This window comes from Halpernia frigidisoli, assembly GCF_900113805.1.
Classification (GTDB): Bacteria; Bacteroidota; Bacteroidia; order Flavobacteriales; family Weeksellaceae; genus Halpernia; species Halpernia frigidisoli.
Window position 1 is genome coordinate 172,578 of sequence record NZ_FOQT01000001.1, and the last position, 22,251, is coordinate 194,828.

Annotated in this window: 22 protein-coding genes; 9 read left to right on the forward strand and 13 right to left on the reverse strand. The window is 32.6% G+C overall.

Translation table 11 applies throughout. The features are described from left to right. Positions 1-652 precede the first annotated feature (652 nt). The 11 genes from BM238_RS00830 to BM238_RS00880 all read right to left on the reverse strand — a co-directional run bounded on the left by BM238_RS00830 (position 653) and on the right by BM238_RS00880 (position 11,675). Positions 653-1,375, reverse strand: coding sequence for a hypothetical protein (locus BM238_RS00830; RefSeq protein ID WP_090078298.1), 723 nt, complete (start codon positions 1,373-1,375; stop codon positions 653-655). 371 nt (positions 1,376-1,746) lie between these two features. After that, a complete protein-coding gene (locus BM238_RS00835; protein WP_090079069.1) occupies positions 1,747-3,027 on the reverse strand; it encodes an acetyl-CoA hydrolase/transferase family protein in 1,281 nt (426 codons plus the stop codon). A gap of 369 nt (positions 3,028-3,396) precedes the next feature. Further along, complete coding sequence (locus tag BM238_RS00840) at positions 3,397-4,584, reverse strand: homogentisate 1,2-dioxygenase (RefSeq protein WP_090078299.1); 1,188 nt, start codon at positions 4,582-4,584, stop codon at positions 3,397-3,399. 64 nt (positions 4,585-4,648) lie between these two features. Next, positions 4,649-5,731, reverse strand: coding sequence for a putative type IX sorting system protein PorV2 (locus tag BM238_RS00845; RefSeq protein WP_090078300.1), 1,083 nt, complete (start codon positions 5,729-5,731; stop codon positions 4,649-4,651). A gap of 3 nt (positions 5,732-5,734) precedes the next feature. Then, on the reverse strand, positions 5,735-6,637 hold the full coding sequence (locus BM238_RS00850; RefSeq protein WP_233741885.1) for a DMT family transporter: 903 nt from the start codon (positions 6,635-6,637) through the stop codon (positions 5,735-5,737). A gap of 124 nt (positions 6,638-6,761) precedes the next feature. Next, the gene (locus BM238_RS00855) at positions 6,762-7,088 is read right to left on the reverse strand and encodes a YkvA family protein (protein ID WP_090078301.1); all 327 of its coding nucleotides are present in this window, start codon (positions 7,086-7,088) and stop codon (positions 6,762-6,764) included. A gap of 52 nt (positions 7,089-7,140) precedes the next feature. After that, positions 7,141-7,698: a TlpA family protein disulfide reductase gene (locus tag BM238_RS00860; protein ID WP_090078302.1), complete on the reverse strand. Its 558-nt coding sequence runs from the start codon at positions 7,696-7,698 to the stop codon at positions 7,141-7,143. 88 nt (positions 7,699-7,786) lie between these two features. Beyond that, on the reverse strand, positions 7,787-8,350 hold the full coding sequence (locus tag BM238_RS00865) for a thioredoxin family protein (RefSeq protein ID WP_090078303.1): 564 nt from the start codon (positions 8,348-8,350) through the stop codon (positions 7,787-7,789). Next, positions 8,350-9,411 carry a chorismate synthase gene (gene aroC, locus BM238_RS00870; protein ID WP_090078304.1) on the reverse strand — a complete coding sequence of 354 codons (1,062 nt, stop codon included), beginning with the start codon at positions 9,409-9,411 and terminating at the stop codon, positions 8,350-8,352. Before aroC ends, BM238_RS00865 begins: the two co-directional genes overlap by 1 nt. 61 nt (positions 9,412-9,472) lie before the next feature. Next, positions 9,473-11,095 carry an LIC_10190 family membrane protein gene (locus BM238_RS00875; RefSeq protein ID WP_090078305.1) on the reverse strand — a complete coding sequence of 541 codons (1,623 nt, stop codon included), beginning with the start codon at positions 11,093-11,095 and terminating at the stop codon, positions 9,473-9,475. 55 nt (positions 11,096-11,150) lie between these two features. Continuing rightward, positions 11,151-11,675, reverse strand: coding sequence for a YMGG-like glycine zipper-containing protein (locus BM238_RS00880; RefSeq protein ID WP_090078306.1), 525 nt, complete (start codon positions 11,673-11,675; stop codon positions 11,151-11,153). A gap of 480 nt (positions 11,676-12,155) precedes the next feature. Between BM238_RS00880 and BM238_RS00885 the strand changes: the two genes are divergently transcribed. Next, positions 12,156-13,169 carry a helix-turn-helix transcriptional regulator gene (locus tag BM238_RS00885; RefSeq protein WP_090078307.1) on the forward strand — a complete coding sequence of 338 codons (1,014 nt, stop codon included), beginning with the start codon at positions 12,156-12,158 and terminating at the stop codon, positions 13,167-13,169. A 57-nt stretch (positions 13,170-13,226) separates the two neighbouring features. Here the strand turns inward: BM238_RS00885 and BM238_RS00890 are convergent, their stop codons facing one another. After that, entirely contained in the window at positions 13,227-13,757 is a 531-nt protein-coding gene (locus BM238_RS00890) for a YciE/YciF ferroxidase family protein (protein ID WP_090078308.1), read from the reverse strand. Positions 13,758-14,077: 320 nt separating this feature from the next. Here BM238_RS00890 and BM238_RS00895 point away from each other — a divergent pair, with 320 nt between their 5' ends. From BM238_RS00895 to BM238_RS00930, 8 genes are read left to right on the forward strand one after another with little or no spacing between them, the layout of a single operon-like run. Then, positions 14,078-15,157 carry a glycosyltransferase gene (locus tag BM238_RS00895; RefSeq protein ID WP_090078309.1) on the forward strand — a complete coding sequence of 360 codons (1,080 nt, stop codon included), beginning with the start codon at positions 14,078-14,080 and terminating at the stop codon, positions 15,155-15,157. Further along, positions 15,157-16,302: a UDP-galactopyranose mutase gene (glf, locus tag BM238_RS00900; RefSeq protein WP_090078310.1), complete on the forward strand. Its 1,146-nt coding sequence runs from the start codon at positions 15,157-15,159 to the stop codon at positions 16,300-16,302. The genes BM238_RS00895 and glf overlap by 1 nt, the downstream gene beginning before the upstream one ends. After that, on the forward strand, positions 16,286-17,404 hold the full coding sequence (locus BM238_RS00905; protein WP_090078311.1) for a hypothetical protein: 1,119 nt from the start codon (positions 16,286-16,288) through the stop codon (positions 17,402-17,404). Before glf ends, BM238_RS00905 begins: the two co-directional genes overlap by 17 nt. 32 nt (positions 17,405-17,436) lie before the next feature. Further along, positions 17,437-17,919 (forward strand): adenylyltransferase/cytidyltransferase family protein, encoded by a 483-nt coding sequence (locus BM238_RS00910; protein ID WP_090078312.1) that lies wholly within the window; start codon positions 17,437-17,439, stop codon positions 17,917-17,919. A 26-nt stretch (positions 17,920-17,945) separates the two neighbouring features. Beyond that, positions 17,946-18,470: a DUF421 domain-containing protein gene (locus BM238_RS00915; protein WP_090078313.1), complete on the forward strand. Its 525-nt coding sequence runs from the start codon at positions 17,946-17,948 to the stop codon at positions 18,468-18,470. A gap of 48 nt (positions 18,471-18,518) precedes the next feature. Beyond that, positions 18,519-19,703 (forward strand): acyl-CoA dehydrogenase family protein, encoded by a 1,185-nt coding sequence (locus BM238_RS00920; RefSeq protein ID WP_090078314.1) that lies wholly within the window; start codon positions 18,519-18,521, stop codon positions 19,701-19,703. A 5-nt stretch (positions 19,704-19,708) separates the two neighbouring features. Continuing rightward, the gene (locus BM238_RS00925) at positions 19,709-20,425 is read left to right on the forward strand and encodes a PIG-L deacetylase family protein (protein WP_090078315.1); all 717 of its coding nucleotides are present in this window, start codon (positions 19,709-19,711) and stop codon (positions 20,423-20,425) included. Further along, positions 20,425-21,006, forward strand: coding sequence for a class I SAM-dependent DNA methyltransferase (locus BM238_RS00930; protein ID WP_090078316.1), 582 nt, complete (start codon positions 20,425-20,427; stop codon positions 21,004-21,006). The genes BM238_RS00925 and BM238_RS00930 overlap by 1 nt, the downstream gene beginning before the upstream one ends. Here the strand turns inward: BM238_RS00930 and BM238_RS00935 are convergent, their stop codons facing one another. Then, a complete protein-coding gene (locus BM238_RS00935; protein ID WP_090078317.1) occupies positions 21,007-22,146 on the reverse strand; it encodes a glycosyltransferase family 2 protein in 1,140 nt (379 codons plus the stop codon). Positions 22,147-22,251: the final 105 nt, after the last annotated feature.

Genomic DNA, 22,251 nt, shown 5'->3' on the forward strand with positions numbered 1-22,251 from the left:
TTAAAATAGTTTTGGTCATGGATTACAATTCCGCAAATTTGGGAACCATTTTTTCTGCAGAAATATTATTTATTTTTAATTTTCACCAAAATATTTGATGGGAATTCTTTGGATGCGTCAATAGGGTCTGCTTTTAATCGCTCATCATTCATAAAACTTAGTAATTAGAATTTTTTATCCTTTACAATAAGTTTAACTAAACCTTGATTTTGTAGTTTATCTTTTTTGAACATTTCTATCCAAACAAAATATTCTGGAAATGAATCTTTTTTCTCTATTGCATTTTTATCTAATAATTCCCATTTTAAATCATATTTTTTTCCATGTTATTCTAAATAATGTTTATTTAATTCAATATTTAGTTCTTTATTAAAATCAGTTTTATCAGGAATGTTTTTATCAATTCCAAATTTGTTTTCTGTACAAGACAAGAAAAAATAAAAGCACAAGATCAAGTAAATTTTAACTTTCATGTAAGTAACTTATTTATGAACAAAATTTGTAAGTTGTTGCAGATAACGGTTGGGTATTTCTGTTGGCGGGGACTTTTTATAACAAGTCTTTGTAAATATAACAAATTGTACAATTAGCGAAAATATTGATGATATAAACTTCCGCCCCGCTAATAGAAATACCGTGTTAGCAGAAGTTATTATTCAACATCTATAAAAACACCTTTCAATTTTTCGATGTTCATAATTTTGATTTTTTTTGTAGGAATCAAATGCAAATCCAAAACCTTAATTTCAGGTAAATTTTCTGTTATTGTTCCATCTGAATTTCGATACTTAAAATCCATTGATTTTGAAATACGTTCAATAATAATTTCCTTTAATCCATTTGTACTATTAATAATTTCAATATTTCCAAGGTCAAAACAATTGTCTTTTAGCGGTTCTCCCATAATACTTTTGATATTTTCAAAGCACAATTGTTTTTTGGTAATTTTAAAATTATCGAAACTGTATTTTTTTATTCCGCTCGAATTTATTGAACCATAAGTATATATTTTTAAAGTCAAATCTTTGAATTTTTCGTACGAAATTTTTCCGGTTGTGTCTCTAGGCTGATTTAGAGAACTGTCAAATCTATTTATTGAAAGTGTATCATTTTCCCAAAATTTAATATTACCCTCTATTTTATAATTATTATTTTCTGAAAAACTTTCTCCTTTTTCCCTTATAAAAGTTCCGCAAATATCACCACTAAATGCAAATGTGCCATTTCGACAATATTTGAATATGTCAAATTTCTCATTCGGCGAAATTTGTTTTTTGAATAGATAATATTCGTTCTCCTTTTTAATTTCTGAAAGCGGTTTTTCTTTGCATCCGATTATAATTAAGGCGAAGAATACAAACGTACTAATTTTCATATAATTTCTGCTAACTATCAAATATACGCAACTTTTCTAAAAGTAAAAATTTGTAATTGCGAGTAAATGTAGCGCTAATGTAGTATTATGTTTATAAATATACAGAATACGAAAGATTAATTAGTAAGTATACGCAAGTTAAATAATACAAAAAACGCAGTCCTTTTTTTCTTTAATATTCATAATTTACTTCCAGTGAAACAAAAAAATACCCGTATTTTTAGCCCCGATTGCAATGGAAATCCTTTTTTGTTATTGCGATTGCGATCATTTTCAACGGATTGCTTCGTTCCTCGCAATGACGAAAAAGATTGTAATGGAAAGCGGGTACAATATTGAAAAAAAGCAAAACCGTGTTGCTCCTAAATAGTTTACTGGCCAATTTTAAAACGTTCGAAAGTGGCTTTTTCAAGCATTTCTCTGTCGTCTGGATGGGAAATTTCTATGAGTGCTTTTGCGCGCTGAAGCAGGTTTTTGCCGTAAAGATTGGCGACACCAAACTCCGTGACCACCCAATGAATATGGCCGCGTGTGGTAACAACGCCGGCGCCGGGTTTTAAGAAAGGGACAATTCTGGGAACGCCTTTTTTGGTGCGGGAAGAAATGGCGATGATTGGTTTTCCACCTTCGCTGAGTGCCGCGCCACGCATAAAATCCATTTGTCCGCCAATGCCGGAAAATTGGTAAGTGCCGATGGAATCTGCGCAAACCTGCCCCGTTAAATCTATTTCTATGGCAGAATTAATAGCGACCATTTTCTTATTTTTCATAATATTAATGGGGTAATTGACGTGTTCTACATCCATAAATTCAAAGGAAGGATTGTCATTGATATAATCGTATAATTTTTTGGTGCCGAACGCAAAACTTGTGATGGTTCGGTTAAGATGCGTGCCTTTAAATTTATTGTTGATGATGTCTTTTGCGACCAAATCTACAATTCCATCGCTTATCATTTCGGTGTGAACGCCCAAATCTTTGTGGTTGTGAAGGCAACTTAAAACGGCATCCGGAATAGTGCCGATTCCCATTTGCAGAGTGCTTTTGTCGTCAATTAATTCTGCGATATTTTTGCCGATAATCATTTCGGTTTCGGTTACTTTTGCGCCATAATTTACTGTCAAAAGTTCTTCTTCATGCCAAACCATTTTGTGGATTCGGGAAACATGGATCATTCCTTCGCCGTGCGTTCTGGGCATTTTTGGATTGACCTGAGCTATAATTAATTTTGCATTGTCAATAGCACTTCTGGCGACATCTACGGAAGTTCCGAGTGTGCAATAACCGTGAATGTCTGGCGTAGAAACGGTAATCATCGCGACATCTAAGGCGAGAATTCCGGATCTAAATAAAGTGGGAATTTCACTCAAAAAAACGGGAACGAAATCGCCACGCTCAGAATTTACAGCATCGCGAACGGGCGTAGAAACGAAAAGTGAATTGATGAAAAATGAATCTTTGTACTGTGGTTTCGCCACTTCTACATTGCCTTGTTGAGTGATAGAAACAATTTCGACATTTTTTAATCGATAAGATTGTCTTGCCAATTCGTCAATTAGAAAATTCGGTGTGCAAGCGCTGCCATGAGAGAAAATTCTGTCGCCACTTTTTATTACTGAAATAGCTTCTTCGGCACTTACGTAAATTTGCATCATTTAATATTTTATTTAAAAGTAAATGTACTAATTATAAAAAATCAATGAAAATTTTAATTTGTGATTTTAGTCAATCTGTTTAATGAAATTGAGAGTAAAATTTAACCACAAAGTCACAAAGATTGATTTAGTTTAGAAAGTTTATAAAGAAATTTTCTTTCCTCGACGCTAAAGGGAGGACAATTTTTCAAGTAATTTCATCAAAAATACTCCTTTTAGGGTTGGGGAAATATTTTTGATGTAATTTAAGACAATACCAAGATTTTGAAAATCTAGAGATTTTCAATTTGTGAATTTTTAAAATAAATTAAAAAATGATTCTTTGTGACTTTGTGGTAAAGAATACTTTTAACGAATTAAAATCTATTATTCCATTAATCTATCTTTAATATCGTTTTCAGGAATGTCGAGCCACGAAATTTTATAAGTCGGATCTTCCACTTTCATCGCTTCTTCTGTTATTTGAAATGGTCTGAACGGATCGACCATTACAGCATATTCTTCAGTAAATTTTTTGCCGATACTTCGTTCCATTGCGCCGGGATGAGGACCGTGAACAATTCCGCCGGGATGCAAAGTGAAATCCATTAAATCTATGTGATTTCGGCTCATAAAATCGCCTTCCGTGTAAAATAAAACCTCGTCAGAATCAATGTTTGAGTGGTTATAAGGCGCAGGAATTGATTGTGGATGATAATCGTACATTCTCGCGACAAAAGAGCAAACTACAAAATTGTGTGCTTCAAAAGTCTGATGAACCGGCGGTGGTTGGTGAATTCTGCCAGTTATTGGTTCGAAATTTTTGATGTTAAATTTATAAGGATAAAAATAACCATCCCAACCAACGACGTCAAAAGGATGTGTTGCGTAAATGAAATCCGTGATCTGATTTTCCTTCTTTACTTTAATTAAAAAATCACCTTTTTCATTTGTTGGTTTTTGCAAAGTCGGAACTTCAATGTCTCTTTCACAAAATGGCGAATGTTCTAAATGTTGACCGAATTCATTTCTATAGCGTTTTGGTGAAGATATTGGCGAATGACTTTCAAGAAAAAATAAAACGTTTTCTTTAGTGTCAAACTTTATTTTATAAATCGTACCGCGCGGAATAATTAAATAATCGCCTTTAGAAAAACTTAAATCGCCAACAAAGGTTTTTAAAATTCCAGTTCCGTCATGGATGAAAAGTAATTCATCACATTCTGCGTTTTTGTAGAAATAATCCGTAGAATTTTGTGGTTTTGCCAAACCCATTTTTACGTCATTATTTACCAAAAGCACTTTTCGACTTTCAAGAAAATCTGCTTCTGGTGAAACATTCATTCCTTTAAACATTCTTGGCGTCACATTTTTAGCAACCGCTATTTTTGGAGAAACGTCTTTTGGTTCGCCGATTGATTTTATTTGCGTCGGTCTTTGTAAATGGTAAAGTAGGGAAGAAATACCGTGAAATCCTTCCGTCCCGAAAAGTTGTTCATAGTAAAAATCGCCTTCTTCGGATTTAAAAATAGTATGTCTTTTTGGTGGAATTTTTCCTTCCTGAACGTAACGCATGATTGCAGATTTATATTTACGTAAAGTTAGGTAAAAAAAAGAAAATCATTAAATTAAGATATTCTTAATTCCTAAAATCGCCCATATCAAACTTCAAAGAAAAGAAATTTGAGTAAAAATTACTGCCGCCAATTCCGGAATTTGTAATGGCGTAATCTAAGGTGATACCGCGGTATTTTACACCAATTCCACCGCTTGGCTGAAAGGAAACTTTTCGCTTCAAATTTTCTATATCGGTAATATTTTGAAACTGATTTATACCAACTCTTACAAAGATCAAATCCTGATATTTTAATTCAGCGCCTGCATAAGGCGTGATGCTTGCAAAACTTGTAGAAACCAATGCAGCCGTTTTTGCGAAATCGACATTTAAACCAACCTCAGGCAATAAAGAAAGGTCCCGATTTAGATCGAAATTTTTGCTTACACCAACATTTAATTTAGGTAAGGTAATTTCTAGTTTATCCGTCGGTGCCGGATTAAATTCCTGTCCATTTACAACGGTGGAAAGTTCCTTTTGATTGACTGTCCAAAAGTTGACTGTTGAAGTGGCATCGCGCAAAGTTCCACCAAAATTATAACCTGTATCGCCGTGATAAATAGCGCCCAGATCAAAACCGAAACCGTAACCGGTTGCAAATTTCCCAATATTTCGGTAAACAATTTTAGCATTTACGCCAAGATCCAGTTTTTGATTTCCACCAGGATGAAAAGCAAAAGAAATCAATCCGGCATAATCTGAGGCCGAAAAACTGGTTATTTTATCGTAATCAATATTGCCTTCACTATCAATCAATTGGGTAGTATTTAAAATATTATCAACACCCAAACGAACCAGCGAAACTGCAAAAACACCGTTCTTACTGTCCAAAGGTTTAGCAAAAGCAATGTAATCGTATTTTGCAATACTCTCAAAATATTCTGCGTGCATCGCAGCGACCTGATAATCTCTTTCAATTCCTAACAAGCCTGCGGGATTCCACATTGGGGAATAAACATCGTTTTGACTGGAAATCACTGCGCCACCCATCGCAAGACCGCGGGCGCCAGCTCCAATATTTAAAAATTCATTGGAATATTTACGAATAATTTGCGACTGAGAAAAGCAGCAAAAAAGTAAAAAAGTAAAAAGTAATTTTATTTTCATCAATTATATTTGTGCTATTATCTCAGCTTTTTTCCGTTTAGCCTTTATAATTCCGTTTGCTACTATTGCCAAAATCATAATGAGAGATGCAATGTAAAATATTGGACTCATATGCTCAGATTCTCCAAAGATAAAATAAGCAAAAATAATCCCGTAAACAGGCTCTAAATTTACTGTCAAGATCAATGTAAACGGCGAAATGTATTTCATTAAATTAACAGATTCAAACATCGGAAAAGCGGTGAAAACACTTGCTAATATTGTTAGTAACGCTAAATCCCTGAAACTTATTTCATTAAAGCTAAAAATACTTCCTGTTGCCAGAAAAAATAGTGTAATTAATAACCATCCGCCGAATATTTCATAAAAAATAATATTGCCTGAACTCGTTTTCCCAAACATTTTCCCATTTAAAACTGAAAATAACGTCCCAAAAAAGGCGCATAAAATTCCGGCGATTATCCCGATCTTATAATTCAGTTCTGCGTGAAAGATGACAGCGATACATATAACGATCACCACGCCGATCAAAACTTCATAAAAATCTATTTTTCTACGGAAAATAATGGGTTCTATAAATGAGGCAAAAAGTGTGGAAGTCGCGAGACATGAGAGTGCGATGGAAACATTTGAAACCTTAATGGAATAAAAAAAACAAAGCCAGTGAAAAGCCATTAAACCACCGATCCCAAAGAGTTGAAGCAGGATTTTTTTTGAGACATGAATGCTTCTTTTTTTAATAACTCGTAAATATAGAAAAAGAAAAACTGACGCGAATAACATTCGGTAAAAAACCAAAGCCATTGCCTCAGCATGAATTAACTTACCTAAAATTGCCGTAAAACCCCATAAAAAAACAATGAGATGAAGCCTAAAAACTGCTGATTTATAAAGTTGACTTTTCACTTTGCAAAACTATTCAAATTTTATCTTTTTTAATATGAATTTTATAAATAATACGGTGAAGATTTTAACAAAAAAAAGCATCTCAAAATTAATTAAGATGCTTTATGATTTTTAAAAATCAGTTTTATAGTGCTTTTGTTTCGATGAATTTATTACTCAATTTCTCATTTTCCCATTCTAGAAATCGTTCGGTTTCTTTTATTAGTAATGGAATTGCCAAAAGAACCAGAGCTAAATCATCCATTTGTCCTAAAACTGGAATCCAATCCGGGATAACATCAATTGGGGATAAAACGTAAAGCAAAACTGCACCAGGAATTAAAAGATTTTTAATCTCTGGTTTGTATTGTTTTTTGCGGATCGAATTGATCATCCGATAAATAGTTGGGATTTTTTGAACAAAACCTTTATGCTTAAAAGCTTCTATTGCTAAATTTATTTTTGAGGCCATTTTTTAAATATTTTAATCACAATTACAAAATCTGTTCCATTTAATTTTAAAATTATTTCGTCACGTTATCAATAAATTCGCTAACGCTTTTAGAATTCCAGTCTTTTGATCCTTCTTCTTTTTGATAAATCCGTCCGCCTTTTCCCAAGATGAAAGTGGTGGGGAAAATCTGCACAAGTAATTTTTCAGAAAGCGGACTTTGCGCAACATAAACAGGCACGGAATAATTATTTTCCTTTAAAAATTTTCTGACGTCGGCTTCTTTCTCCTGCATCGCAACTAAAACAAATTTCATTTTTCCCTTTTTTGAGTCGTATAATTTTTGAATCGTTGGCCATTCTGCGCGACAGGGCGGACACCAGGTTCCCCAGAAATTTAAAAAAAGAGTCTCATTTTTAAAGTCTTTAAGATTGGCGTCGGGAACATTAATGCCTTTTAAAATCACATTGTATTCTGCATCAGAAACCGTAATTTCACTCTGAACTTTATTAACGGAAGGACTCATTAAAATTTGAGAACGGATAAAATCACCAAATTTTGGAATTGTAAAAACTGCGATCATGAAAGCAGTTAGTACAAAATAGAAAATATTTTTTTTAAGAAATTTCATTTATAAATTATTATCTGATTTTTATTTGCCAAAATACAATCTCTTTTCCACGTTACGTAATTTTTGGATTTTTAGGGAGTGTTATTATTTACAATAAATTTAAAATTTCTTCGATCGCATCTTTGCCGCGATTTTTTGCATAATAAACCTGCAGATCATTGTGGAATTCATCTACAGAATAAGTTTCAGGGTTTGCTTTAAATTCTTTTAATAATTCCTGTCCATATTTTGGCCGCGGTCCCCAGGAATTTTTAACAGAAAAATCTTCATTTAAAATGATCACAATAGGAATTCCTCTTGCGCCGTTCGTTAAAAACTGGTCAATTAAAGTTGTGTCGGAATCCCTTAAAAATATCTTAACTTCATTTCCAGTAGCTTCAAAAAACTTGGAGACAGCTGGAACAGTTGCACTTGCGTCGCCACACCAAGGCTCAGAAATAATTAATATTTTTCCATTAAAATTTTTTTCGTTTGCTTTTGATAATTGCTCACTATCAATTTTGTAAGTCTTTAAAGTACGGTTTACTCTGGTAAGTCCAAGTTCATAATATTCCTGAAATTCATCATTTTTATTCGGATTATTATGAATTCTCTGCTCTGAAATCTGAAGATATTCTTCTAGATTTAAGGCGTTTTGCCAATAATTTTCCATTAAATGGTTCTTATTTTATTAATTAAATATAAATCTGCCAATATAAAGGCAGCTAAATTTTCCACGATAGGCACTGCGCGAGGTAAAACGCAAGGATCGTGGCGTCCTTTTCCTTCAACGGTTATTTTATTTCCCTCTTTGTCAATGCTATCCTGCGGTCTTAAAATTGTGGCGACTGGTTTAAAAGCTACACGAAAATAAATATCCATCCCGTTTGAAATTCCACCTTGAATTCCGCCGGAAAGGTTGCTTTGTGTTGTTCCGTCTTCGTTAAAAATATCATTGTGTTCTGATCCTGTCATTCTTGCGCCACAAAATCCACTTCCGTATTCGAAGCCTTTTGCAGCGTTGATGTTCATCATTCCTTTTGCCAGTTCGGCTTGTAATTTCCCGAAAACAGGTTCGCCAATTCCAATGGGAACGTTCTGTAAAACACAGGTAATTGTACCGCCAATCGTGTTTCCTTCTTTTTTTATTTCTTTAATTCTGGCTATCATTTTTTCTGCAGTTTCTGCGTCCGGACAACGAATATCGTTGGATTCAATCTTAGAAAAATCTAAATCCTGATAAGGCTTTTCGCAAAAAATATCGCCGACGGAAGAAACATAAGCATTTATTTTAATGTCTTTTGTTAAAAATTGTTTAGCTAAACTTCCTGCTATTACCCAGTTTAAAGTTTCACGCGCAGATGATTTTCCACCACCGCGAAAGTCGCGAATCCCAAATTTTTTATCGTAAGTGAAATCTGCGTGGGAAGGTCTGTAATATTCTGCAATATGATCGTAATCTTTTGATTTTTGATTTTCATTTGGTACTAAAAAACCAATAGGCGTTCCAGTTGATTTCCCCTCAAAAATACCTGATAAAAATTTTACTGTGTCGCTTTCTTTACGTTGCGTCACGATAGAGGATTGACCTGGTTTTCTACGATCCAATTGTTTTTGAACTTCTTCTAAATCTAGATCTAAACCTGCCGGAAAATTGGTTAAAATACCGCCGTACGCCTCGCCGTGACTTTCTCCAAAGGTAGAAAGTGTGAGAAAATTTCCTAATGTGAACATGCTACAAATTTACTAATATTTTTAGCAAAATTTGATGTATAAATTGATAAATAACTGACTTTTAATACCCGGGATCTTTCACTATTTTTCTCAATTTTCGCTCGTTTTCAACGGAAAGCTTTTTCCAGATAAATCCATCTTTTATATTGTTAGTTATCATTTGGGGAAAAATTCCGGCATTCAGATCTTCCTTTAAATATTCTGGTGAGATTGAGGGAATCGGTGTATCAAAAGAAAAAGGATAGTTTTTAACAATATTAAATTTTAGATTTCCAATTTTATAAGTTTTATAATTGTTTAATTTAAAATACGCAGGTTTAATCCACTGATCTTTCGAAATTCCAAGCATGTAATTTCCTAATTTAAAACTCGGAACATTGTTTTTAATAATTTGCGGGAAACTTAAAAACAGAAAAGAAAAAATCACCAGAATTGAGGTTGTAAGTAAAATTAGTTTTTTGCTAAATATTTGGTAAAATATTATAAAAAATATGACAAAAAAAACATCAATGAAAAATCTGTATTGTGCTGAAAAAAGAAGAATTAAAATTATTTTAACTAAAATAGAAATCCAAATAAAGTAAATAATTTTTTTATTTTTTTTAAAAACAAAAAACGTAAAAATTGTTAATAATGCTATTAGACATAAATGAATAAAAGATTTTATTCCATCTAAAAAAAGCCAGTTTTTTATATGATCAAAAGTTGAAAATTGATTGATTTGAGATATCGAAAATTGCATGTCAAAAGTTTTCTGAATGGCCACTTCTGATGATATTTTCAATAATTGTGCGTTTGGTCTCCAGGATAAATTTAAATCAAAAACTGATACCGGAAAAATTGGAAATCCAAATGTGTAAAGGTTTTTTAAGATAAAAAGACAAAAAATCATTAAACCAAAAAAGAGAAATTTAACATTAGATTTTAAAATAAAAATAGAGTAGAGCAAAGTAATTATTGGCACCCAGATCATCGTGGGTTTTATCGCGAAAACAAAAATTGAAAATGCAAAAATTAAATTTGCATTTTTATTTACCTCCAGAATTTTATTTAAAATAATTAAAGAAAATACAATCGCAGGTAAATCTGGACTCGGAGATTGTGTGAAAAGTAATAAAACAGGAAAAAACAGAAGATGAAACCACGATTTATTTTCCAAAATATAGATCAAGTAAACAACCATTAAAACGGCATTTAATCTTAAATATATATCAGAAAAATTTGAAAAACCTGCCTGCAAAAAATGCCAGAATGACATTTGACCCAAAAGCAGATCCAGATTTGAAATTCCCTTCACCAATCCAATTTCGGAAAGCCATTTTATGGTTGGAACATAATACCCAAAATGGTCTAAAATAAAAGGATAAAAGGACGCTGAGAAAATTATAATAATTAAGAAAATGAAAAATATTTTATAATTCCATTTCAATAAATCGTAGAATTCCTTGTAAATTTTAAAGTAAAAAAAAGAAATAAAACCGATTCCTAAAACTGGAATTTCAACATATATATTTAAAGGAATGAAAAACGCAAGAGTTATAAGAAGAAGTGATAGTGAACTAATTCCGGCTATAAGTTTTGACGAAAGTTTAATAATTTTTGCGCTCAATATTTTTCCACATAAAGCACCAAAACCCGAAAAAACGGGAAGCAGTACAATGATCGAAAATAAAATATAAAGCATAAAAAAAGATTGCTTAAAAATAAGCAATCTTTTTATTTAATATGATGTTTAAAATTTATCTTGGCGTTACACGTCCTGATTTTCTATCATTCGATCTTCCGATTGTGTAACCTGTTGCACCACCAACTACACCTCCAATCACTGCACCTAAACCAGGATTTTTCTTGGATATTATCGCTCCTGCTGCTGCTCCGCCAACTGTTCCAATCACGGTTCCTTTGGCTGCACCACTCCAACCTTGTTTTCTTGATGCGGTTGTCCCGGAAGATTGTGATGATCCTGAATTTGAGCTTGAGCTGCTACGTGGTGTATTATCAACATAAACTGTTCTTGTTCTCACTCTTTCCGGTGCTGCATTTGCACGTTTTGTAGCAACTGCATTTAATGAATCAGTTTTCTTTTGCTGGTCATAAACCATTCTTTCTTTCTCGATTGCCAGTTTTTGCTGTTCGATCTCAAGTTGTCTTTGTTGAAATTCAACTTTTTGACTTTCTAAACTCGCTGCACTGTCAGTTTTGTCTTTGTTACACGCTGTGAAACTTAATAAAGATACAAAACCAATTAACATTATATTTTTCATAATACGTAATTTTCGATTGATATAAACTTGACCTCTCAATACTGAAACCAAAGCACTGTTAAAGAAATGTTAAAGTTTTTATCTCGATTTTTAAATTATGCTTAAATCAGCATAGAGGATTTTTTTATTTAAAGATAAAAATTCTAAAAATTATTTTTTACGTTCCTATTTTTTGAAATGTAAAAATCTAAAATTTAGCGCTTTAAAAATGTTATTTAAGATTTTTCTAAAACTTGTCAACAAGTTTCTCAATGATTTTTAAGACCATTTATTTGCTGTTTTTATAGTCAGTTACTATATAAAAATATATTGATAAATTTGAAATAAAACTATCCACATTTTTTTTAGCTTTAAAAATTTACTTATTTTTACAAATAATCTAATTAATTTTACACTTATTTTTTATTTTTATCTTCAAAATTATTATTTTATTATTGCAAATTCACAACATAATTCAGAAAACTAAAAAACTAACAAGCTATGATAACTTTGCAGGTTAATTCAACTCCTTTAAAAGATGTGATCATCAGTTTGTCGAAATCTTTTGAAGTTTCTTATAGTAACAATTGCGGGGAATATTCTTTAAAAATCCCTGAGCATATTGGGAAAGGTTCTATTCGGGGTATTAATTTTGAGAATGGATTAGGTTTAATTATTTATAATGCCATCTTTAAAGAAGATATTCGGCTGGAATTTACATTAAATGAAGTTCACCCGGTAAAATTTATCAATTCGATACACGGACCATTAACACATGAATTTGCCAATGAAAATATTAAGCATTCAATTGAAGAATTTCGATGTGCGATTGTAGCAAGTGAGCAGAAAAACGGTCACATCATAGAATTTGAAAAAGATATTCTTCATGAAGTAACAAGCGTTGAAATTGACAGAATTAAATTTAGCAAAAAAGAAAACTGTGAGTTGAAACAGTGGAATTCAAAGTTAAAAAAGGTGCTTACTGATGTGGAAGGTATAAAACAATTTTATCATGTTGGTAATTGCGGGGTTTTCTTTAAAGATGTCGTGAAGGAAATATCAAAATATAAAACTTTTATACTTGCTCAAAAATTAAATTTACAATCAATTACTATAGAAATGTTTATTCATCAGCTCGTGCAGTACGATGACGATAGTTTGAATTCCGAAAAAAGTAGTGTTTTAAGAATTCAGGAATTGAAAAGAGTGGAAGAAGTTGGTGTTTTTATTAAAGATAATTTGTCTGGCGATCTTTCCATAAAAAATCTTTCCCGCCAGACGGGATTAAATCCTAATAAACTACAGATCGGTTTTAAATATATGTTTTCTACAACGATTAATGAATTTATTACAAATGTTAGATTAGAACAATCAAATGTTTTACTTCGTAATAAGGAATATAATGTGAGAGACGTTGTGACATCGATCGGTTTGGAAAGCAGCAGTTATTTTTCTAAAATTTATAAAAATAAATACGGTATCACGCCAAAAAATTACAAAAAAATGTTTTCTTAATTTTAAATAAATTAAGTAAAAAAATTAAAAAGCGGCCTTTTTCAGCCGCTTTCATTCTTATTTAGCTTTGATGTTGATTTCTGAAACAGCAAGTTTCGTAAGATCTTTATCACAGGTTTTTTCTTCAGTTAAAGTTTCACCGAGTAAATTTTTAACTTCTTTTTCACCTAAAAGTTTCGCATAAGTTGCCATAGTTCCGTAGGAAGCAATTTCGTAATGTTCCACTTTTTGTGAAGCTGCAATAATAGCCGCATCCCGTACTGCGCCGGGTTCTGTTTCTTTCATAATGCTTTCCGCTTCTTTTAAAAGACCGTCCATTGCGTCACATTTTACTGCTTTTGGTTTTTCATTCATCGCTTTAAAAGCACTTTCCAAACGACTTACTTGATTTTTAGTTTCACCTAAATGTTTTTCTATCGCTGCTTTCAATTTTGATGAAGTTGCGTTTTTAGCCATTTTTGGTAAATTTTTTACCAAAGCCTGTTCCGCCCAATAAAGGTCTTTTAAACCATCAATCAAAAAATCACGAAGATCTTCTGCTGCATCTTTTTCGGGTTTAATTTTTCCGGATTCTTTTGTTTTTGCCATAATATATTTTTTTTTTAAATGATAAATCTAAATTAGGCTCTTTCTTTTGACTATTCAAAATTCTAATTCAGAAAAGGTTGTATGCATCTTTAATTATTTTAATACGGTCATTTTTATTTTATGCAAATTTTTACTTTTACAGTACTAAATTTTAGGAAGTTTAACGAACTCTTACTAGTTTGAAAGTTGATAAATTCTGCTATTTAATTTAAAAAAAATTAAATAAAACAAATATTTAATTTTACATGAAAAATAGTTTTCATTATTCCGAAAATGTAATTTTTAGCATTTAAATATCACAACATTAAATACAGATCAATATGAATGATTTAAAAATCATTGACAATGCAGACTATGATATAATTGTGTTCTGCCATCTTCGCTGGGATTTTGTTTACCAAAGACCGCAGCATATCTTAAGTCGGCTTTCAAAAGATTACCGCATTTTAGTTGTAGAAGAACCTGTGCATGCACATGATGGTTTTTCCACACCAAAAATCATTGAGATCAATCCGCATCTTCATGTTTTAAAGCCTGAGGTATCCAATATTGAAGAGATCGGGATTTTTCTAAAAAAACTTTTAAACCATAAAAATTTTCCTATTGCTTGGTTTTATTCCGCTGCTTTTGTTCAGGTTTTAGATATTTTGGATTTTGAAATCGTCATTTACGATTGTATGGACGAACTCACTTTATTTAAAGGCGCTTCAGAAAAATTAATCGAGCAGGAAAATTATTTATTATCTGCGGTAGATGTTGTTTTCACAGGTGGGAAATCTTTATATGAATCTAAAAAATTAAAACACAGTAATGTTCATTGTTTTCCAAGTTCGGTAGATGTTGCACATTTTGCGAATATTAATTTTAGCGATACAATTAATAGCCATGATTTGCAGGATATTCCCAAACCGATTGTTGGTTATTATGGCGTTATTGACGAACGAATTGATCTTGATTTAATAGAAATGACAGCAATGAAAATGCCTGATGTTTCCTTCGTAATGATCGGTCCAATTTGTAAAATCGAAGAAAGTGATCTCCCTAAAAATGATAATATTTATTATTTAGGAATGAAATCTTACGAAGAATTACCGGTTTATCTTAAAAGTTTTGATTTTGCAATGATGCCATTTGCTTTAAATGATTCCACAAAATTTATCAGCCCTACCAAAACCCTGGAATATATGTGTGCTCATAAACCAATAATTTCAACTAAAATTAAAGACGTGGTTCGTGATTACAGTGACTGCATTAATATAATAGAAAGTGATGACGATTTTGTAGCATCAATAAAAAATCCAAAGCAAAATTTCGAAAGCCGTTATGATGAAATTTTGGAAAATACGTCCTGGGATAAAACGGTGCAGGAAATGAAATCACAAATAACCAACATTAAATAATGATAGATTTTGATATATTAATAATTGGCGCCGGAATATCCGGTTCCGTTTTAGCGAGACAATATGCAGAACTTGGAAAAAGCGTTTTAATCATTGAAAAACGTGATCATATTGCTGGAAACTGTTTTGACTATTATGATAAAAACGGTATTTTAACGTCAAAATATGGCGCACATCTTTTTCATACCAATGATGAAGAAGTTTGGGAATACGTCAATAAATTTTCAACATGGTATCCTTGGCAGCACAAAGTGATTGCGCGCGTTGATGATAAAACGGTTCCTATTCCCGTTAATATCACCACCGTAAATACTTTATTTGGAGAAAATATTACTACGGAAAGAGAAATGCAAGATTGGCTTCAAAGAAACAGAGTTGCTTTTGATAATCCTAAAAATGGTCAGGAAGCAGTTTTAAACAGAGTTGGAGAAGTGCTTTACGACAAAATGTTCAGACATTATACGAAAAAACAGTGGGACAAATATCCTGAGGAGCTTCACGCTTCAGTTTTGGAAAGAATTCCTGTTCGTGATAATTACGATGACCGTTATTTTTCTGATAAACACCAGGCCTTGCCGAGAGGAGGTTACACCAAATTGTTCGAAAATATTTTAGACCATCCGAATATTCAGATTTTATTAAACACGGATTATTTTGAAGTTCAGGAGCGATTGGGATGTTTTGAAAAATTATTTTACACGGGACCGATTGATCGTTTTTTTCAATTTAATGAAAATTTAAAGGAAAAATTAGAATACCGATCTATCAATTTTGTTCGGGAAGAAATTGATCAGGAATATTTTCAGGAAAGTTCAGTGGTCAATTATCCTGGAAAAGAAGTTGATTTTACGAGAATAGTTGAATATAAACATTTTGGCGATCAAAAATCCGGCAAAACCAGTATTGTAAAAGAATACACTGTCGACAAAGGCGAACCTTATTATCCCGTTCCTAACCAAAAAAATCAGGAGATTTATGCACAATATAAACTGGAGGCAGATAAATTAACTGACGTATATTTTGTAGGAAGACTGGCCAATTACAAATACTTTAATATGGATCAGGCATTTAAAAATGCACTGGATCTTTTTGAAGAACTGGAAGTAGAAAACGTTGAAAATAGAGTGCATGCAAAATCCGTTTAAATCCTATTTTATTGGTGGTTTTGAATGTGCAGACCAAATTAACAGATCAGGCGAAAGAGTTAATCTTTTGAAGGAAACACAGCACGATATCCGGGCAGAAGAAGATTATCGATTGCTACTTGAATTAGGTATAACGTCAGTTCGTGAAGGTATTTGCTGGAGTGAAGTTGAAACTGATAAATATAACTTTGATTTTTCTGAAGTTTTAAACCGTATAAAAATCGCGGAAAAGTTGGGGATTCAACAGATCTGGGATTTGATCCATTTCGGTTATCCGGAAGATCTCTATCCAACTCATCCCAAATTTTGCGAACGTTTTGAAGCATTATGTTTTGCTTTTGTTAAATTTTATAAAGAAAATTCTTCACAACCGCTTTTTGTAGTTCCAATTAACGAGATCAGTTTTCTAAGTTGGTTTTCAGGTGAAGCGCGCGGCACAGCGCCATTTGCACACGGAAGCGGATGGGATATTAAATATCATTTATGCAAAGCCGCAATTTTAGGTATAAAAATTTTAAAACAAAAAGATCCATTTTGTACCATAGTTTTGGTTGAGCCGCGCGTCAGCGTCCACAACAATGGAAATTTATCGGAGGAAGAATTGTTTAAAATTAACGAATATCAGTTTGAGGCGGCAGATATTATCGCCGGAAGATTATGTCCGGAACTTGGCGGTGATGAATCTTTTCTTGAGATTATTGGTTTAAATTACTACTGGAACTGCCAATGGCTTGAAGGTGGCGAAACTGTGTATTGGCCGGACGCTGCGCAAAAAAGAGTGGCTTTAAATAAATTAATATCAGATGTTTATTTAAGGTATAAAAAACCTATTTTCCTATCAGAAACCGGTCATTTTGGAATTGGACGCGTTGACTGGATCGAAGAAATTTCTGAAGAATGTTTAAAAGTTTTACATCAGGGAATTCCTTTTTTTGGCATCTGTATTTATCCGGTGACTGACCGTCCCGATTGGGATAACCTTGAAAGTTACAGCAATTGTGGCATTTTTGATCTGGATGAAAAGAAAAACAGAATTCCGCATCTTGAATATATACAATCAATAAAAATGCAGCAGATCAAGCGCGCACAACTTACTTTTTAAAAAGTCATTCAATAAAAATTAAGGCTAAAAATTTGGAAAATTTAAAAAAAAACGGCATCACATTTAGCGCCTTTGATCTGTTTCATGCAGGTCACGTACAAATGTTGGCAGATGCAAAAGAGCATTGTGATTACTTAATTGTGGGTTTACAAACTGATCCGACAATTGACCGTCCTGAAAAAAATAAACCTTCTCAAACAGTTGTGGAAAGATATATTCAGTTAAAGGGTTGCAGATATGTTGATGAAATTATTCCATACACCTCAGAACGGGATCTTGAAGATATTTTAAAATTATACAGTATTCAGGTTAGAATTATTGGCGACGAATACCGAAACAAATCTTTTACAGGAAAAGTTTTTTGCGAAACCAATAATATTGAGCTTTATTATAACGAAAGAAAACATCGTTTTTCCAGTACAAATTTAAGAAATGAAGTTTTTGAAAATGAAACTTGTAAAAGAGAAAAAAGTATTCAAAAAAATGCAGATTCCAACTTAATTAAGATGCTGTAAAATTTATCTCAAAATAAAAAAACTTAATGAAAAACGTTTTATTTGAAAGTTGGGACGGAATTTGTAAAATAATATTTACAACAGTTTCAGCTTACTTTTTGGTTTTTATCTTACTTCGCGTATCAGGAAAGCGAACTTTAGCTAAAATGAACGCTTTTGATTTTATTGTTACGATTGCTTTAGGTTCGATATTAGGTTCAGTGATTTTAAATAAAAGTATTCCGTTATTAGAAGGATTTTGCGCAATTGCTGTACTAATTTTTTTGCAGTTTTGTATTACTTTTATCTCTGTAAGAAACAAAAGTTTTAATAATTTTGTAAGTAGCTGTCCTACAATTTTATTTTACAATGGTGAAATTTTGTACCCGATATTAAAAAAAGAACGGATAACGCTAGGTGATATTCAAAAATCTATCAGGGAAGCTGGGTTTTCAAGTTTTTCCTTTGTTGAATCAATTGTTTTGGAGTCAAACGGCGATATTACGGTAATCAGTAAAAATGAAAGCAGAAATCAGAACGCAATGAGCGATGTAAAAAATATCAAATTTTAAAAAAAATCTCTCAATTGCCTAAAAAATTAATTTTAAAATCTTAAAGGTTTGCACATAGAATTTTCTAAACTTAATGATAAAAAATTAGCAGAATTAATTATTTCTTCTAAAAAAATATCAAAATACGCTTTGGTAGAAGCATCAAAAACGGATTCCGTCGAAAGTTTTCCGAAAGACACTTTGGCTAAAATTATTAACGCAGGTTTGTTAAAAGCTTGTATTCCCGCAAAATTTGGCGGTTCAGATCTGGGTTTGCTTCCCGGTACAAATGAGACGCTTTTGATGATTTTAAAATATATCGGTAGCGGAAATCTCGTTATGGGCAGAGTTTTAGAAGGTCACATCAATGCACAATTACTTATCAATCAATTTGGTAAAAAATCTCAAATTAGAAATTTTTCCGAAGATGCGATCAAAGGAAAATTATTCGCAGTTTGGAACACTCAGGCTCATGACGGCACTTTTTTAACGCCTGTAAAAAATAATAATTTTCATTTGAACGGTTCAAAAACTTTTGCCACAGGTATAGATTATGTGACCAGACCTTTAATTACAGCTGGTTTAAAAAACGAATCCTGGCAAATGTGCATCGTTAATTTAGATAAAATTAAAGCAAAAACAGATTCCAGTTGGTGGAATCCGATGGGAATGAAAGCAAGCAGAAGTTTTAAAATAAGTTTTAAAAATGCCAATGTTGATAGAAATAATTTAATAGGAAAACCTGATTCCTATTATCTTCAACCATCATTCAGCGGAGGTTCCGTGCGTTTTGCAGCTGTTCAGCTAGGCGCAGCAGAAAGACTTTTAGAAGAAACAAAAAAATACCTTTTGAGTTTAGGCAGAACTGAAGATCCTTTCCAAAAAATGCGTGTTGGCGAAATGGCAATCGCGGTAGTTTCGGGAAATCAATGGTTGAAAGTTGCCGCCGAACACATGGATGTTTTTATGAATGATCCGTCAAAAATAAATTCTCAGCTTCTTCTTGCTTCTGCAAATATGACGCGAACGGCGATAGAGAAGATTTGCACGGAAGTTATGATGCTTTGCCAAAAATGCGTCGGTGCTCGTGGTTTAAATAATCCCTATCATTTTGAACGCATTATTCGTGATTTAAACACTTATTTGCGTCAACCTGCGCCGGATGCTTCGCTTGCTGATGTCGGGAAATATATTTTAAATAAAGAAAATAAAACCGAAGATCTTTGGGATCTAACTGATAAAAATAAATTTTAAATAAAATGGAAACTGAAAATATTCCACTTGCGCCAGAGCAATGTGTCACTGGTTTTGGGACTACTTTAATAGTTGCGCCACATGCTGACGACGAAAGCTTAGGTTGTGGAGGTGTTATTTCCTTACTTGGAAAATACCATCAGGAAGTTTATATTTTATTGCTGAGCGACGGTACTTTATCACATCCAAACAGCAAAGAATATCCTGCTGAAAAATTACGCGATTTACGAGAAAATGAGTTGGTTTCAGCGGCAAATCATTTAAATGTAAATACGGATCACATTATTTTTTGCCGACACAAAGACCGAAATGTTCCAAATAAATTACATCCAAATTTTGACGAGGAAGTACAAAAAATTTCAAAGTTTTTACTACAGTTAAAGCCAAAAAGTATTTTTGTGCCTTGGCGACGAGATCCGCATCCTGATCACCGCGCCGCTTTTGAATTAATTACCGCAGCTAATAATATTAATGCAACCATTTACGAATATCCAATTTGGCTTAAAGAATTGGGGGAAAATGATGATTCGCCAAAATCGGAAGAGGTAATGCCTTTTAGAATTAATATTTCCAGCGTTTTATCGCAAAAGCAAAGTGCAATTGCCTGTCATCAATCTCAGATTTCTGATTTGATTTCTGATGACGAAGCAGGTTTTAGGCTTTCAAAAGAAATGCTCGAACAATTTAATGTGCCTTACGAAACATTTTTTATATCTAAATAATGAAAGAACAATCTCTTAATTCACATTATTTTAAAAAGGTTTATGAAGCCAATGATGATCCCTGGAATTTCAAATCCAGCGAATATGAAACTTTAAAATACCAGGAAACTTTAGATGCTTTGCCAAAAAGCAGATACAAAAATGCACTTGAAATTGGCTGTTCCATAGGCATTCTTACGAAATTATTATCCGGAAGATGTGATCAGCTTTTAGCAATTGATATTTCAGAGAAGGCATTGGATCAGGCAAAAGAATATTGCTCAGATTTGGGAAATGTAACTTTTAAACAGATGAATTTTCCCTCAGAATTTCCAGATGAAAAGTTTGATCTTATAATGATATCTGAAGTCGCTTACTATCTTTCAGCTGCTGATTGGGAGTTCGCTATGGAGAATTTATATAGTAATCTGAGTGAAAAAGCTAATGTCATACTTGTTCATTGGCTTCCAATTGTTCACGATTATCCACAGACTGGAGATGAGGTTCACGATCAGTTTGCAAAAATATTTAGTAATAAGATGAAAAATGTTTTCAGCACCAGAGCGGAGAAATACAGGATTGACGTTTGGGAAAAGTTGTAATTAGAGTTTTGAAAGTTCTTTTTCCAAATTTTTAATGGCATTACCAATAATTTCCGGTTGATGATTTTGCAAACTATTGAGTTGTTTAAAACTAAAAAAATCTCCGTACCAGAAACCAAAGAATTTTGAGTTTTTAAATGATTTTAAAAGCTCTTCATTATAACAAATTACTTTTGAAAGTACATTAGATTCTGAATCTGAAAGCGCGTTTCGTTTAAGCCAAAGATCATTTAAATGTTTTTTTTCTTTAAATCTGCTTATGATTGATGCTGCAGATTCTACGAAAATTTCTGGGTTGTTTTTTTCTAAATTATTCCACTCATTAAGTTGGTAGGAAAGGCCAATCTGCGTTCGCCCATTAAATCTTGCCGAAGTTTGAACTTTTACATTATGACTGTGAACAATTTTAGCATCAATATTTTTTAAACGTTCAAAAAACGCACAATCTTCCAGAAATTTTACATCAGGAATTCCGCCTGACTTCTCAAAACATTCTGTCGTAACCGCAAAACTTCCATTAAAATGCTGGTGATGAGTCTGATTAGGATGTTGTGGATTTTCAACGATTTTTTCTTCAGCTTCCGCAATTAACAACTGGTACCTTTCGTCTGTAAAATGCAGAGATCTCGTAAATTCATCCATTTCATCAATCTCATTTTGGTAAAGTGAAATTCTTCCGCCAACCGCGTCCGCACCGTGTTCAATTTCTGTTTTATTTTGGTTGATCCAATCATTTGCCACGATAGAATCGCTGTCAGTCGTCATTATAATTCCGCCACCATTTTTTGACAGTCGTTTAAACGCTGTATTCATTAAAAGTTTTCGAACGTAACCAATATTTGCTTTTTCACTATCAAGTTTAATTTCTTGACAATAAATATTTAAAAAAGGATTTTTGCGGCGAAAATTTTCAATTAACCTAAAAGAATTATCAGAGCAATTATTTGCTAAAATTAGTATTTCAAACTGATCAAAATTGATGGGATCACCAAATTCATCTGTTTGTTGTGCGAAAGCCTGAAGCGATTTTTCTATGTGTTCTTCTTCATCTTTCACCGGAATAACGATGCAGATCTTAACACTAATTTTTGTGGAAAATCTGGAAAATAATTGGTCGTGGGAAATTTTAGAAAAATTCATAAAAAGTGTTACAAAGAGTTCATTTTACTCAAATTTGTTCCATTTTTTTAATCAAACATTTTGCCAAGTGTCGCCTAATTTGAATAGTTAGACAAAATAAAGAGA

Coding starts and splice junctions, on each gene's coding strand:
- BM238_RS00925 (WP_090078315.1), top strand. CDS start 19,709: ATGGAAACTGAAAATATTCCACTTGCGCCAGAGCAATGTGTCACTGGT.
- BM238_RS00840 (WP_090078299.1), bottom strand. CDS start 4,584: ATGCGTTACGTTCAGGAAGGAAAAATTCCACCAAAAAGACATACTATT.
- BM238_RS00845 (WP_090078300.1), bottom strand. CDS start 5,731: ATGAAAATAAAATTACTTTTTACTTTTTTACTTTTTTGCTGCTTTTCT.
- BM238_RS00935 (WP_090078317.1), bottom strand. CDS start 22,146: ATGAATTTTTCTAAAATTTCCCACGACCAATTATTTTCCAGATTTTCC.
- BM238_RS00860 (WP_090078302.1), bottom strand. CDS start 7,698: ATGAAATTTCTTAAAAAAAATATTTTCTATTTTGTACTAACTGCTTTC.
- BM238_RS00895 (WP_090078309.1), top strand. CDS start 14,078: ATGAATGATTTAAAAATCATTGACAATGCAGACTATGATATAATTGTG.
- BM238_RS00835 (WP_090079069.1), bottom strand. CDS start 3,027: ATGCAAATTTACGTAAGTGCCGAAGAAGCTATTTCAGTAATAAAAAGT.
- BM238_RS00830 (WP_090078298.1), bottom strand. CDS start 1,375: ATGAAAATTAGTACGTTTGTATTCTTCGCCTTAATTATAATCGGATGC.
- BM238_RS00915 (WP_090078313.1), top strand. CDS start 17,946: ATGAAAAACGTTTTATTTGAAAGTTGGGACGGAATTTGTAAAATAATA.
- BM238_RS00905 (WP_090078311.1), top strand. CDS start 16,286: ATGCAAAATCCGTTTAAATCCTATTTTATTGGTGGTTTTGAATGTGCA.
- aroC (WP_090078304.1), bottom strand. CDS start 9,411: ATGTTCACATTAGGAAATTTTCTCACACTTTCTACCTTTGGAGAAAGT.
- BM238_RS00890 (WP_090078308.1), bottom strand. CDS start 13,757: ATGGCAAAAACAAAAGAATCCGGAAAAATTAAACCCGAAAAAGATGCA.
- BM238_RS00880 (WP_090078306.1), bottom strand. CDS start 11,675: ATGAAAAATATAATGTTAATTGGTTTTGTATCTTTATTAAGTTTCACA.
- glf (WP_090078310.1), top strand. CDS start 15,157: ATGATAGATTTTGATATATTAATAATTGGCGCCGGAATATCCGGTTCC.
- BM238_RS00855 (WP_090078301.1), bottom strand. CDS start 7,088: ATGGCCTCAAAAATAAATTTAGCAATAGAAGCTTTTAAGCATAAAGGT.
- BM238_RS00930 (WP_090078316.1), top strand. CDS start 20,425: ATGAAAGAACAATCTCTTAATTCACATTATTTTAAAAAGGTTTATGAA.
- BM238_RS00875 (WP_090078305.1), bottom strand. CDS start 11,095: ATGCTTTATATTTTATTTTCGATCATTGTACTGCTTCCCGTTTTTTCG.
- BM238_RS00865 (WP_090078303.1), bottom strand. CDS start 8,350: ATGGAAAATTATTGGCAAAACGCCTTAAATCTAGAAGAATATCTTCAG.
- BM238_RS00885 (WP_090078307.1), top strand. CDS start 12,156: ATGATAACTTTGCAGGTTAATTCAACTCCTTTAAAAGATGTGATCATC.